This window comes from Flavobacterium circumlabens (assembly GCF_004345565.1).
Classification (GTDB): Bacteria; Bacteroidota; Bacteroidia; order Flavobacteriales; family Flavobacteriaceae; genus Flavobacterium; species Flavobacterium circumlabens.
Map to the genome: position 1 here is coordinate 26,164 of NZ_SLWA01000003.1, position 13,736 is coordinate 39,899.

Genomic DNA, 13,736 nt, shown 5'->3' on the forward strand with positions numbered 1-13,736 from the left:
TGATTATCAAAGGTGTAAAGTGAATTTTACCGGATGATATGTTTTGTAATTTCTTCGGTTTGTGTATTAAAAACTATAATGCCTTCATGATTATTATCAAGTTGCCCGGCTAATTTTCCTTCTTTTGTCCAGACAGCGCTAAAACCCATACTCACAAAATTATCACATTCCCCAATACAATTTACCATTAAAACCGGCATTGTATATTTTTTAGCAATTTCCGGATAGTGAATAAGAGCTTTTTTTATACCATTTTGAGATTTTGCTACGCTGGCAAGATATATTTCCCCTCCCAGTTTACTTGCTTTTTCGGCATGTTGGGTTTGCAGACTTTCGTAGCAGATAGCGGGAATAATTTTTTGGTTTTCAATTTCAATTAGTATTTGTTCATTACCTTTTTCAAAATAAGGAAGTTCATCGTCATGGAGTTGTTGTTTGGAATAGGTAAGTCTTTCCTGATCCGGTCGAAATACAATCATACTGATTTGGATTCCTGTATTTGTTTTTGTTGGAATCCCGACTCCGATTGTAATCTTTCTTAGATTCGAAATTTGCTGAAAGCTCTCCAGTCGGTCATCGTCCTGATGAGTTGCAAGTTCTTTTGCAAGTTCCGGTTCATAACCTGTTAAAGAAAGCTCCGGAAAAAATAGGGAAGTTGCTTTTAGTGAAGAAGCAATTTCGATAAATTTGATGTGCTTTTCTATGTTGGCTGAAATGTTTCCCTTGCTGGGTTTTATCTGAGCAAGTCCTATGTTCATTTGTATTTTATCTTAAAAGTGACGAACTAAAAGCTAAGATACAAATAAGTAATTTACAACTCATCCCCGAATTTCTACAATTGGGTTATTTAATATTTTTTAACTAAAACTGTTAAAATATATTTGCGTCATCAAAAACCAATAATATATAAACCAACAGGTATGAAAACCAAATTACTCTTTACAATTACCGTTTTATTTTTTGCAGCTTTTGTTTCTGCCCAAAATACGATTTCCGGCAAAGTGCTCGACCAAAAAGGAAAACCGGTTCCGGGAGCCAACATTTACATTGACGGAACGTATGACGGAGCTACAAGTTCTGAAACCGGTGAATTTTCTTTTGAAACGACAACAACGGGAAATCAGTTTTTGATAGTGAGCTTCCTGCTTTATGATACCTTCAAACAAGAAATTGATGTTACCAATTATAAAGACCAAACGGTTAAATTAAGAGAAAATGTAAATGCTCTTGACGCCGTAGTGATCACAGCCGGAACTTTAGAATCGGGAGATAAGGCGAGAGTTTCAGTGTTAAAACCTTTGGATATTGTTACCACTGCGGGCTCTGCCGGAAATATTATTGCCGCTTTGCAGACTTTGCCGGGGACACAGACCGTTGGGGAAGACGGACGTTTATTTGTTCGTGGAGGAGAAGCCAGCGAAACACAAACTTTCGTTGACGGACTTCGTGTAGCGCAGCCTTACGGTGCAAGTACTAATAATTTGCCGACCAGAAGCCGATTTTCTCCTTTTTTGTTTAGTGGAATCGCTTTTTCTACTGGTGGTTATTCTGCGGAATATGGCGAAGCTTTGTCGAGTGTTTTACTTTTGAATACTCAGGATGAACCGGATCAGAATAAGACAGATATCGCTTTAATGACGGTTGGTTTAGGAGTAGGGAATACCCAAAAATGGAAAAAAAGCTCGTTCAGTATCAATACCAATTACATCAATTTAGCGCCTTACCAGGCCGTTATTCCACAAAATGTAGATTGGAATAATCCATACCAGTCTCTGGGTGGGGAAGCTGTTTATCGTTATCATTTTACAAATGGAATCTTTAAATTGTATGCTGCTTTCGATTCTGAAAAATTCGATTTGAATCAGAAAAATATAAATTTTGCCGAACCGGTCAGAACGGATTTAAACAATAATAATTTTTATCTGAATGCTTCTTACAAAGGAGATTTTGGAACCGGCTGGCAACTGACTTCGGGAATAAGTTACGGGTACAGCAAAAACAAAGTCAAATTTGATATTAACGATGTTGATACTAATGAAAATGCGGCACAACTAAAATTGAAATTGAGAAAAAATGTTTCCAATTACTTTAAATTATCTTTTGGAGCCGATTATTTCATTACCAAATTTAATGAAAACTTCAATGATAATATTTCGATTAAAGTAGCAAATGGTTACGATTCCAATATTGCGGCTTTTTATACGGAGGGAGATGTTTTGTTTTCGAAGAACCTGGCTTTGAAAGTAGGTGTAAGGCTTTCGAATAACAGTTTGTTAGATGAAACAAATCTGGCGCCAAGAGCTTCCGTAGCTTACAAAATTTCTAAACATAGCCAGTTCTCTTTTGCTTATGGGGATTTTTCCCAGACACCGGTGGTTGATTATATCAAGTATTCAAAATACCATCAGTTTGAAAGCGAAAAAGCACAGCATTATATTCTGAATTATCAATTTACGAAACCGGGACAAACCTTCAGAGCCGAGGCTTACTATAAAGATTACAGCAATTTGGTTCAGTATAATACAAGAGATATTCAATATAATTCGGTTTTCAATAATAACGGTTCCGGTTATGCCAAAGGTTTGGATTTGTTTTGGAGAGACAGCAATTTGTATAAAAATTTAGAATATTGGATTTCTTATTCTTATATCGATTCGGAAAGACAGTATAAAAACTTTCCTAATATGGCGACACCAAATTTTGTTGCGAATCATAGTTTGTCAATCGTAACCAAATATTTCATCACCGATTGGAAATCACAAATTGGTTTCACGAACAGTTACAGTTCCGGAAGACCTTACAACGATCCCAACCAGACACAATTTATGAACGGAAAGACAAAGTCCTACAATAGCTTAAGCTTTAACTGGGCGTACTTATTGACCACCCAAAAAATATTGTATTTCTCGGTTTCAAATGTATTAGGAAGTCAAAACGTTTTCGGATACGATTATGCCAAATTACCGGATGCCAACGGAGTTTACAACAGACAAGCCGTTACCCCAACAGCAGACAGATTCTTCTTTGTTGGTTTCTTCTGGACGATCAGTCAGAATAAAAACGAGAATCAGTTGAAAAACTTGTAGAAAGAAGGTTCAGAGTTGCAAAGGTGCAAAGTTACAAAGGTTTAGAATTGTGATCGTAAAAGCTTTTTTAAAGAAATTATTTGGCAAAATTAGATTTGTAGGATATAAAAAACTTTGAGCCTTTGCACCTTTGTTACTTTGTACCTCAAAGAAAAAACAATTCAGTAACCAAATTCAACAACTCGGTATCATTTAATTTTAAAACAATAAAATCCGGTATACTTTTGAAGTATAAATTAATAACAGAGTTTTAATCATCAATAAAAAAACTTAGAACCTTAAAAAATAGAAACCATGACCAAAATTATTACGCTAATCACTTTTTTTATCTGCAGTTTAATGTCTGCACAAAATGTAAATCTTACTGTTTCCGTTTCAGGTTTGAAAAACAATACAGGGGCTGTCAAAGTAGGTTTGTACAACTCAGACGGTACATTCCTGAACACGACTTACAAAAGCATTGTTTCTGAAATTAAAAATAATGAGTTAACCGTTACCTTTAAAGGTATTCCAAAAGGAGAATACGGGATTTCAACGTATCATGATGAAAACAGTAATGGAAAGCTGGATAAAAATATGATGGGAATTCCTTCTGAAGCCTATGCGTGTTCGAATAATGCCAGAGGATTTATGGGGCCTCCTTCGTACAAAGATGCTAAATTTACGGTTAGCAAAGACTCGAAAATAGCTATTGTATTCAACTAAAAAATAATTAATTAACAACCATTAAAATAAAATTAAAATGAAAAAAATAATTACCACCATCGCATTATTTGTAGCCGTAATAAGTTCAGCACAAACACAATTTGAACAAGGAATGGGAAAAGCATTCGGACTTTGGAAAGAAGGAAAAAATACAGAAGCTTCGGCAATGTTCGAAAGAATAGCGTCTGCAGAAAAAAACAGCTGGCTGCCTAATTATTATGTTGCCTTAGTGAATACAACCAGTGCTTTTGCAGAAAAAGATAAATCTAAAGCTGATTTATTACTGACTAAAGCGCAGGATGCACTTGATGTTGAATTTATAAAAGATCAGAACAACGCAGAATTATACGTTTTGCAGGCTTTACTTTATACCGCCTGGGTGGTACAGGATCCGATGACAAACGCTCAAAAATATTCGGGTAAAGTAATGGAGAATTACGCCAAAGCTAAGGCAATAGATCCTAATAATCCGAGAGCTGTTTTTGGTGAAGCTGATTATCAGTTAGGAGGAGCAAAATGGACAGGCGTTGATACAAAGCCATTGTGTGCTCAGGTAGATAAAGCTATCGAACTTTTCGCTACTTTTAAACCGGAAACTCCTTTTTCACCAAAATGGGGATTAGACAGGGCATTGGAAACTCAAAAAAGTTGTAAAAAATAATATCATATCAGTTCATAAATGAAAGACCATAGAAATACATTCGCAAATTTGAGAACCGGAACAATCATGTGTTTCAAGATCTCTATGGTCTTTACAATCATATTTTCAGCTTTTTTAGGAGCCGATTTAACTGTTAAAAATGTACTGCTGACGTTCTTTTTAAGCTGCCTTTATTCCTTTGGACTCGGTTTTGGAAATGGCTTTCTGAATGTTCTTTTAGATAAAAAATGGGACTGGCTGGAACAAACCAACCTGAGGGTTTATTACGGCATTCTGTGTACTGTTTTATATACTGTTCCGGCCGTTTTAGGAATCAACTATATCATTTTTGTGGTAGTTCAGAACCTTTCCTTAGATAAGTTTTTTAGTGAAAGAATGATTTGGGTACACCTTTTTTATATCATTTTATCTTTGGGAGTCTCCACTTTCATGCAGGCCAGGAGCTTTATGGTAAAATGGAAACAGGCTTCGAAATTTGAAGTAACCCAGCAAAAGATTATCGCTGGAACGGCAAATGCAAAATTCGAAAGTTTAAAGAATCAGATAGATCCGCATTTTCTTTTTAATAGTTTAAATGTGCTGAGTTCCCTGATTGAAGAAAACCCGGATAATGCACAGCGTTTCACCACTTCTTTGTCTAAAATCTATCGTTATGTTTTAGAACAGAAAGATAAGGAACTGGTTTCTGTTGAAGAGGAATTGTCTTTTGCCAAAACCTATATGAATTTGTTAAAGATGCGTTTCGAAAACAGTTTGTTTTACGAATTACCTTCAGAAGGTATAAATCCGGATGCAAAAGTAGTTCCGTTGTCACTACAGCTTTTACTCGAAAATACAGTAAAGCACAATGTGGTAAGTGAGCAAAAACCATTGCATATCAGAATTTTTATTGACGGCGACTGTCTCGCCATCCAGAATAATTTTCAGAAGAAAGAAGTATTACAGGATCGTCAGGGAGTTGGTTTGCAAAACATCGTAAACCGATATGGAATTATAACCAACAGGAAGGTTCTGATTGAACAAAACGAAGAAAATTTTACCGTTAAAATTCCAATTTTAACCAAACAAATTTCAGTTATGGAAACAAGTGCAGAATATAGTGATGAGAATAAAGCCTATTTCAGGGCTAAAAAGAGAGTAGAAGAGTTAAAGGGATTTTATGCAAACGTAATTTCATATTGTTGTGTGATTCCGTGTTTAATTTTTGTAAATTTAACCTACTCTCCTGGATTTCAATGGTTTTGGTTTTCGGCTTTAGGCTGGGGATTTGGAGTTACCATGCATGCTTTCAAAGTGTTTGGGTATAGCTCTGATTGGGAAGAACGAAAAATCAGGGAAATTTTAGAAAAAGAGAACAACCCAAAAACCTGGAAATAAGTATGGAAACGAATTGTAACAAGGATCATGAAAGATTTGAGTTTCAGCAAATCTTCAGGAAAAAGGCAGTAAAGCTCAGATCTTTTTATATGCATGCGCTTGTTTATGCATTAGGATTAGTAGTTTTTGTGGTAAAGGAATATTATGGAGTTCCACTGAACTTCTTTCCATTCCAATATTTAAATCATGTTGTAATGATAATCTGGACCTCGGTGTTTTTATTTTCTGCAATAGATTTATTTCTTTCTTTTAAAGTTTTTGGAGAGGAATGGGAGGAACGTAAACTGAAACATATTTTAGAGAAAAGACAAAAAAAACAAAAATGGGTGTGATCATGGAAATAAATTATAATGAAGAGGACAGATACTATCTTGCAAAAAAGAAAGTAGAAAATATTAAAGGCTTTTATGGTAATCTTACCGCCTTTATTGGGGTTAATATTATTTTAATTATCATTAATTTGTGGACATCTCCACAGTATTTATGGTTTTTCTGGCCACTATTGTGGTGGGGAGTAGGAGTTCTTTTTCATGGGTTAAAAGTTTTTGAAGTATTTCCGGTTTTAGGTAAAGACTGGGAAGAAAGAAAAATCAAGGAATTGATGGAAAAAGAAAAAGAGAGCAAAAACAAATGGCAATAATATAATTCAAATAAAAAAATGGGACGATTTAGAAGACGTATGTACGAAGAATATGCACACGAATTTAGCACAGACGAAAGCTATAACATAGCTTACAGAAAAGTAAAAAAAATAAAAGGATTTTACTCGCATTTGAAGGTTTATGTTATAGTGAATGCTATTATCATTATTTCAAGTTTGAACAGGGACTTTGTTGGAAATCATTTTGAATTGAGAGGGTTTCAGAACTGGGAAGTTTATTCGACAGCATTTTACTGGGGGATTGCTTTAGCCATTCATGCCTTTACAGTTTTTGGGCCTGATATCTTCTTCAATAAGGATTGGGAGGATAAAAAAATCAAAAAATATATGGAGAAAGAAGTAGAGAGTAAGAGTAAATGGGAGTAACTTTAAAATTTATTTTTTCAAATTTTGCATATCAATAGATGATCACATTAATTATAGAAGACGAAAAACCAGCTGCAAGATTGTTGCAGCGGAAACTTGAAAAGTTAGATATTGCTGTAGAAACGATGTTGCACTCTGTAGAAGAATCAATTCATTGGTTCAGCAATAACAAACATCCCGATTTAATTTTTCTGGATATTCAGCTATCAGACGGTTTGTCGTTTGAAATTTTTGAAAAAATAAACATTACAAGCGCCATTATTTTTACCACTGCTTATGATGAATATGCATTAAAAGCTTTTAAGCTTAACAGTATCGATTATCTTCTGAAACCTATTGATGAAGATGATCTCGATGTTGCGGTTACTAAGTTTAAAACCCGCCTTCCTAAATTGGGAACAGAAACCACAAACCTTCAGCTCGATTTTGAGCAAATCAGGAAAATGCTGTCTAATCCCTTTGAAAAGAACTATAAAAAACGATTTACAGTCAAAATAGGACAACACTTAAAAGTGATTACCACTGATGAGATTGAATGTTTCTTTAGTGAAAATAAAGGGACCTACATTCATACTTTCGAAAACAGAAACTACCTAATCGACTCCACTTTAGAGATTCTCGAACAGGAATTGGATATGAAAGATTTCTTTCGCGTAAGCAGAAAATTTATTGTTCCGCTTACGGCAATAAAGGAAATTCAGGTTTACACCAATTCGCGTCTGAAAGTTATTTTACCGTCTTATAAAGAAGATGAGGTTATTGTAAGCCGCGAAAAAGTTCAGGATTTTAAGAGTTGGCTGGGATAGTTTTCTTCGCTTCCAGAATCACATAAAACTGAATTCCGAATAGGATAGAGGCTAAAACCAAATGTATGGCCTGGCTCCCCAATGGGAAATCAAGATACGCCATAGCCATTCCGGTTAGAATTTCTATTCCAATGATAAACAATACCCAGTTTATTTTTGAAAAACCTAAGTTTAGTTTTCTGTTCTTATTGAATAAATACACATTTACAAGTAAAACGATAATCGAAAAGGAACGATGGATGTAAAAAGTAACGGAAGGATTTTGCAGCCAAAGAATACTTTCCGTCAGACCGTTTTTTACCTGTTCATCAACAAACTGACGTACTTGTGTACCAATAGCAACTTGAATTAGAGTCAGTAAAAGCGAAAATAAAAGTATTTTTTTAAATCCGGAATTGTATGTTACGGCAGTCAATTTTGGTCTTGCTAATTGAATAATGTATAAAATTACCGCAACAATTACCAAAGCCATTACCATATGCACGGTTATCTTTATCGGGTTTAATACAGAATAAACCACTTTGGCTCCTAACCAGGCCTGAAAGCCCATCATAAAAACAACCAGCCAGGAAAGCAGTGTAATTCTTTTCTTTTCCCTCCAGAATTTAAAGGAAACAACGGCCATAAAAAAACAAGCCATACCGGCCAATGCCCCGAATAAACGGTTAATGTATTCTATCCAGGTATGCAACGGATTGAAAATCGCATAATCGTGTTTGGTGTATTTTTCCCAATGCGAAGCATCAAAATTGGTCTCAGTTGTAAAATTATCTTTCGCAACTAATAGAGTTTCCTCTTTAATAATGACCTGACCTTTTTCGAAAGCACGGTTTGGTGCCCACGTCAGTTCTTTTAAATCCGTTGGCGGAATATAATAACCAAAACACTTTGGCCAGTCCGGACAGCCCATTCCGGAACCTGTCATTCGAACTAAGGCTCCTGCGACAATTACTAAATAAACTAAAACTAATGCTGTTTTTGCGATTGCAGGGAAGTGTTTTTTCATTTTTTTTGAGTGCCTGAGATTCTTAGTTGTTGAGGTTCTATGTTTTTTTAAATTTATTTAATTGGAAAATTTTCAGGATTTTGTCTCGTATCCTAAATGTCAAGAACAACAATTTGAGTATTTGTAATTTGGTAAATCAATTCAAAATGACTCAAAATTTTAAGTCTGACATTTGAATTATTTGATTCAATAGCGCTTTCCGGAAATTTTACAATTTGTTTTAATGATTCCTGAAGTAAAACGTTTAATTTTCTACTGTACGATGTTGATTTATTTCTTTGATTCCAATACAAAAAAATAGCGTATTTTGATTCTTTTGCAAATGAAGTCCAAACTATTTTTCTTGTTCTTTGAACCATTGTTCTAATTCAATTTGAGCTTCTTCATTCGAGACAAAATCTCCGTTTTCGTATTGTTGTAACGCAATGTTTATTTTCTTTTGTTCAGCCTCAGAAAAAATTCTGATATTCTTAGTTTTTAATTTTTCATATGCTGCAACAGGTTCATTGACTGAAGATAAATCCTCTCCTGATTCACCAGAATCTAATAAAGATTTTATTTTTAGTAATAAATCAAGATCATTGGTTTCCATTATTTTTTTTATCAGATCTAATTTTAGTTCGGCGATATCCATAACTTTTAATTTTTATAAAATTAAATAAAATCCGTTATAATCCCGGGAATGATTACAATTTTACTAATCCCATTTTATGCGCTTTCTTCTGCATAAACTCAAAAGCAGCATCATACTCATTAGGGATTTCACCTTCTAAAATAGCTTCTTTAATAGCTTCTTTTAACATTCCGATTTCGCGTGAAGGTTTTAAATTATAAAACTCCATAATTTCTTCTCCCGAAATAGGCGGTTGAAATTTACGTACATGATCGCGTTCTTCGACTTCAACAATTTTCTTGCGTACGATTTCGAAGTTTTTATGGTACTTTTTAAACTTTGAAGGATTTTTGGTTGTAATATCGGCCTCGCATAATGTCATTAAATTCTCTACATCTTCTCCTGCATCAAAAACCAAACGGCGAACGGCACTGTCCGTTACAATATCCTGAGCCAGAACAATGGGACGCGAACTCATTATGACCATTTTTTGCACAAATTTCATTTTGTGATTTAAGGGCATGTGCAGGCGTTCGAATATTTTTTTAGCCATTTTTCCACCCAGAAATTCATGTCCGTGAAAAGTCCAGCCTTGTTTTTTATTGAAACGTTTTGTCGGTGCTTTTCCGATATCATGCAATAGAGCCGACCAGCGTAACCAGACATCATCTGTATTTGGGCAAATATTATCGACAACTTCCAACGTGTGATAGAAGTTGTTTTTATGGGTGTGACCTTCAATTTCTTCAACCTGGTTCAACGCGGTTAATTCAGGTAAAATAAGATCTAAAAGTCCGGTTTGATATAAAAGTAAAAATCCAACAGAAGGTTTTTCAGTCGAAAGGATTTTATTCAGTTCATCAACAATTCTTTCTCCGGAAATGATATTTATTCTTTCGGCATTTTTGGTAATCGCGTCTAATGAATTCTTTTCGATTTCAAAACCCAACTGAGTGGCAAAACGAATGGCACGAAGCATGCGCAACGGATCATCAGAATACGTAATGCTTGGATCCAGAGGAGTTTTAATGATTTTATTTTCTAAATCAGCCAGACCATCAAACGGATCAGAGAGATCTCCAAATGTTTTTTCGTTTAAGGATAAGGCCAGAGCATTTATGGTAAAATCACGACGATTCTGGTCATCTTCCAAAGTTCCGTTTTCAACAAGCGGATTTCTGCTGTCAAAATTATAAGATTCTTTTCGGGCGCCAACAAATTCAATATCAGTATCTTCAAAACGCAACATAGCAGTTCCGTACGTTTTAAAAACCTGAACTTTTGGTTTTTTAGGAAGTAATTCAGATACTTTTAAGGCCAGTTCGATTCCGCTGCCCACCGCTACAACGTCTATGTCTTTTTTAGAACCACGGTTTAAAAGTAAATCCCGGACAAAACCACCAATCACGTAAGTGTCAACGTTGAGTTCCTGAGAGGCCTGCGAAATGATTCCGAAGATTTTATGTTGTAAAGCTGTTTTGTAATTTGTTTGTATAGCCACGAATTCACGAATTTTAAATAGTACGTCTTGTTCCTGAAGAGAATCGAACGTCTGCAAATTTACAACATAGAAAATGCCTATTATAATCTATTGCTCACTTTTTTGAAGAAATTTACAGTTTGAAGTGCATAATTTTATGAAATAAAAAAGGTTGCCACGAATTCCACGAATTTTCACGAATCCCTTTTAATTTTTTGACCCGATACGATTCGCGAAAATTCGTGAAATTCGTGGAAAAAAAAGCCTTATAAGGCTATCAAACAAATCAATTGCAATACTATTTTTTTAGCAATTCAATTTGTATTTTTGGATCACTTAAAAATGCACACATGAAAATTGTTATATCGCCTGCCAAGTCCTTAAATTTTGAAAAAGAATTACCAACTGCACACTATACAGAACCGTCTTTCCTAAAAGAAGCACGTCAGGTTCATAAAGTTTTAAAACCTAAAAAACCCTCTGATTTAGCGGAACTAATGTCGATTTCAGAAAAACTGGCGGATTTAAACTGGCAGAGAAACCAACAATGGAAAACGCCTTTTACACCCGAAAATGCGCGTCCTGCAGTTTATACTTTTGATGGTGATGTTTATACCGGTCTGGATGCGTATACAATTCCAATAGAAAAATTAGAGGTTTTACAAGACAAACTCAGAATCCTATCCGGGCTTTACGGCGTTTTAAAACCACTGGACCTTATGCAGGCCTATCGCTTGGAAATGGGAACAAAACTACCTGTGGGGGAACATAAAAATTTGCATGATTTCTGGAAAGCGCCCGTTACCAAGTCTTTGAATAAAGAGTTGTCAAAAGGGGAGTTGTTTGTAAATTTAGCCAGTAATGAATATTTTTCTGCTGTGGATGTAAAAGCTTTAAAAGTACCTGTGATTACGCCTGATTTTAAAGATTATAAAGATGGAAAACTAAAAATAATCAGTTTCTTCGCTAAAAAAGCAAGAGGGATGATGGTGCGTTATATCATCGATACCAATGCTGAAACTGTTGCTGATTTAAAAGGTTTCAATTATGAAGGGTATCAGTTTGATGCCAATCTTTCTGAAGGAAATCATTTGGTATTTACGAGATAGGTTTTTTGGGAAGGTTCAAAGGCTCAAAGGGGCAAAGTTGCAAAGGTTCAGAGGTTTTTTTAGGGTCTGAGTTACTAATGTTTTTATTATTGCTTCAATAATTTTTAGGCTTTCAGTTTAGAATTTCAATAACCTCCAGCTTTAGCTGGAGATAGGATGTAAATCTGTAAAAGGGCTTTAGCCAAACTTTTTATTAGTCATTCTGAAAATTAAAATAAAAAGCCGGGTTCAATTAAGAACCCGGCTTTTCGTGTTATAAATCAATTATTATAATTATTATTAATGCATCGCATCGGCGGGATTAATCTTGTTTTTTGCTTTCTTGATGAAAAGAATAATCGGTATGCAACATAAGAACATAATTCCTAAATACATGAAAATATCGATGTATGACATTACTGTACTTTGTTTTAAAATGGAATAATCAATTGCCTGATACGTTTTTTTAAGCGCAACATCGGCACTGTATCCTTTAGCCATAAAAGCTCGCTGCATTCCGGCAATACGTTGTTGAACGTCGTATCTTGCAGGATCAATGCGATTGATCAGATTAACTCTGTGTTCCTGACTAAAACGGGTGATAAAAGTGGTAATGATTGCAATACCAAATGATCCTCCTAATTGGCGCATCATTCCGGTAAAAGCAGCTCCTTCACCAATATGTTTTCCTTTTAAAGTTGAAAGGGAAAGCGTGGTAATAGGTACAAAAAGTAATCCTAAACCGATTCCTCTCAAAATCAATGGCCAGTACATATGTTCTACACCGGTATCAGGTGTAATTCGCGTTTGCATCATAAAGGTAAAGAAGAAGAAAACTAAAAATCCTAATCCAACCATATATCCCTGAGGGACTCCTTTCTGAATCATGTTTCCGACAAATGGCATCATGATCGCTGTTGTAATTGAACCCGGAATCAATAATAATCCGGCATCAGTTGCTGTCCATCCTAAAATAGACTGCGTGTAAATAGGAATAATTAAAGTGGATCCATATAAACCGAAACCAAGTATAAAACACATGATGGTTCCAATCCTTAAGTTTCCATCCTTTAAAACACTTAGATTTACAATTGGATGTTTATAAGTAAGTTCTCTCCAGATAAACAATACCAATCCAAGAACAGTAACAACACTTAGCGTAACAATCAGCGAATCGTTAAACCAATCGTCTTGTTGTCCGTGTTCTAAAACGAACTGTAAGGATCCGATAAAAGAGGCTAATAATGCAATTCCCCACCAGTCAACCTGATTTGCTTTTAATTTTTCCCCATATTTTGGACTTCTCACGAAAGTTAACGCCAGAATAGTAGCAATAATTCCTAACGGAATATTGATATAAAAAATATAAGGCCAGGAATAATTATCTACTAAATATCCTCCCAATGGCGGACCTAAAGTTGGACCAACAATTACACCCATTCCGTAAATAGCCTGCGCCATTCCACGTTTTGCTATAGGATAACTTTCTGTAATAATGGTTTGTGCCGTTACAAGAAGCGCACCTCCACCCATACCCTGAACAAACCTAAAAGCTACTAGTGCCCAAATATTACTGGCATTTCCGCATAAAAAAGAACAAACTGTAAATATGATGATAGAGGCCACAAAATAATTACGTCTTCCAAATTGCTGTGATAGCCAGCTCGTCATCGGTATTACGATAACATTCGCAATTGCGTATGCTGTAATAACCCAAGCCACATCAGTCAAAGTAGCACCAAGGCTACCTCGCATGTCTGTTAGCGCTACGTTTACAATGGTGGTATCAACGATTTCAAGCAAAGCACAAAGTACTGCTGTAATCGTGATTATGACACGTCTGTAACCGTATTCTACTAAATCATCATCTCCTTGTGCTGCTGTCAT

At 35.2% G+C, this 13,736-nt stretch carries 14 protein-coding genes; 9 read left to right on the forward strand and 5 right to left on the reverse strand.

Features of this window, described 5'->3' with window-relative positions; genetic code table 11:
- Positions 1-26: 26 nt before the first annotated feature.
- Positions 27-758, reverse strand: a complete 732-nt coding sequence (locus tag EV142_RS08445; RefSeq protein ID WP_132034469.1) for a carbon-nitrogen hydrolase family protein — start codon at positions 756-758, stop codon at positions 27-29.
- A gap of 162 nt (positions 759-920) precedes the next feature.
- On the opposite strand from EV142_RS08445, the gene EV142_RS08450 reads away from it, so the two are divergent.
- The 8 genes from EV142_RS08450 to EV142_RS08485 all read left to right on the forward strand — a co-directional run bounded on the left by EV142_RS08450 (position 921) and on the right by EV142_RS08485 (position 7,662).
- Positions 921-3,086, forward strand: coding sequence for a TonB-dependent receptor (locus tag EV142_RS08450; protein ID WP_132034471.1), 2,166 nt, complete (start codon positions 921-923; stop codon positions 3,084-3,086).
- A 294-nt stretch (positions 3,087-3,380) separates the two neighbouring features.
- The gene (locus EV142_RS08455) at positions 3,381-3,791 is read left to right on the forward strand and encodes a DUF2141 domain-containing protein (RefSeq protein WP_132034473.1); all 411 of its coding nucleotides are present in this window, start codon (positions 3,381-3,383) and stop codon (positions 3,789-3,791) included.
- Between the two features lie 37 nt (positions 3,792-3,828).
- Positions 3,829-4,452: a hypothetical protein gene (locus EV142_RS08460; RefSeq protein WP_132034475.1), complete on the forward strand. Its 624-nt coding sequence runs from the start codon at positions 3,829-3,831 to the stop codon at positions 4,450-4,452.
- A gap of 18 nt (positions 4,453-4,470) precedes the next feature.
- The gene (locus EV142_RS08465) at positions 4,471-5,829 is read left to right on the forward strand and encodes a histidine kinase (protein ID WP_132034477.1); all 1,359 of its coding nucleotides are present in this window, start codon (positions 4,471-4,473) and stop codon (positions 5,827-5,829) included.
- A 2-nt stretch (positions 5,830-5,831) separates the two neighbouring features.
- Positions 5,832-6,161, forward strand: a complete 330-nt coding sequence (locus EV142_RS08470) for a 2TM domain-containing protein (RefSeq protein WP_132034479.1) — start codon at positions 5,832-5,834, stop codon at positions 6,159-6,161.
- A 2-nt stretch (positions 6,162-6,163) separates the two neighbouring features.
- Positions 6,164-6,469: a 2TM domain-containing protein gene (locus tag EV142_RS08475; RefSeq protein WP_238698678.1), complete on the forward strand. Its 306-nt coding sequence runs from the start codon at positions 6,164-6,166 to the stop codon at positions 6,467-6,469.
- Positions 6,470-6,487: 18 nt separating this feature from the next.
- Positions 6,488-6,856 carry a 2TM domain-containing protein gene (locus EV142_RS08480; RefSeq protein WP_132034483.1) on the forward strand — a complete coding sequence of 123 codons (369 nt, stop codon included), beginning with the start codon at positions 6,488-6,490 and terminating at the stop codon, positions 6,854-6,856.
- Between the two features lie 38 nt (positions 6,857-6,894).
- On the forward strand, positions 6,895-7,662 hold the full coding sequence (locus tag EV142_RS08485) for a LytR/AlgR family response regulator transcription factor (protein WP_132034485.1): 768 nt from the start codon (positions 6,895-6,897) through the stop codon (positions 7,660-7,662).
- Here EV142_RS08485 and EV142_RS08490 read toward each other — a convergent pair.
- The 3 genes from EV142_RS08490 to EV142_RS08500 form a co-directional block, all read right to left on the reverse strand.
- Positions 7,643-8,668 (reverse strand): COX15/CtaA family protein, encoded by a 1,026-nt coding sequence (locus EV142_RS08490; RefSeq protein WP_132034487.1) that lies wholly within the window; start codon positions 8,666-8,668, stop codon positions 7,643-7,645. The genes EV142_RS08485 and EV142_RS08490 overlap by 20 nt on opposite strands.
- A 334-nt stretch (positions 8,669-9,002) precedes the next feature.
- Positions 9,003-9,302: a hypothetical protein gene (locus EV142_RS08495; RefSeq protein WP_132034489.1), complete on the reverse strand. Its 300-nt coding sequence runs from the start codon at positions 9,300-9,302 to the stop codon at positions 9,003-9,005.
- A 52-nt stretch (positions 9,303-9,354) separates the two neighbouring features.
- A complete protein-coding gene (locus tag EV142_RS08500) occupies positions 9,355-10,782 on the reverse strand; it encodes a CCA tRNA nucleotidyltransferase (RefSeq protein ID WP_162304646.1) in 1,428 nt (475 codons plus the stop codon).
- Between the two features lie 329 nt (positions 10,783-11,111).
- Here EV142_RS08500 and yaaA point away from each other — a divergent pair, with 329 nt between their 5' ends.
- Complete coding sequence (gene yaaA / locus EV142_RS08505; protein ID WP_132034491.1) at positions 11,112-11,870, forward strand: peroxide stress protein YaaA; 759 nt, start codon at positions 11,112-11,114, stop codon at positions 11,868-11,870.
- 279 nt (positions 11,871-12,149) lie between these two features.
- Here yaaA and EV142_RS08510 read toward each other — a convergent pair whose 3' ends face one another.
- Positions 12,150-13,736, reverse strand: coding sequence for an MDR family MFS transporter (locus EV142_RS08510; RefSeq protein WP_132034493.1), 1,587 nt, complete (start codon positions 13,734-13,736; stop codon positions 12,150-12,152).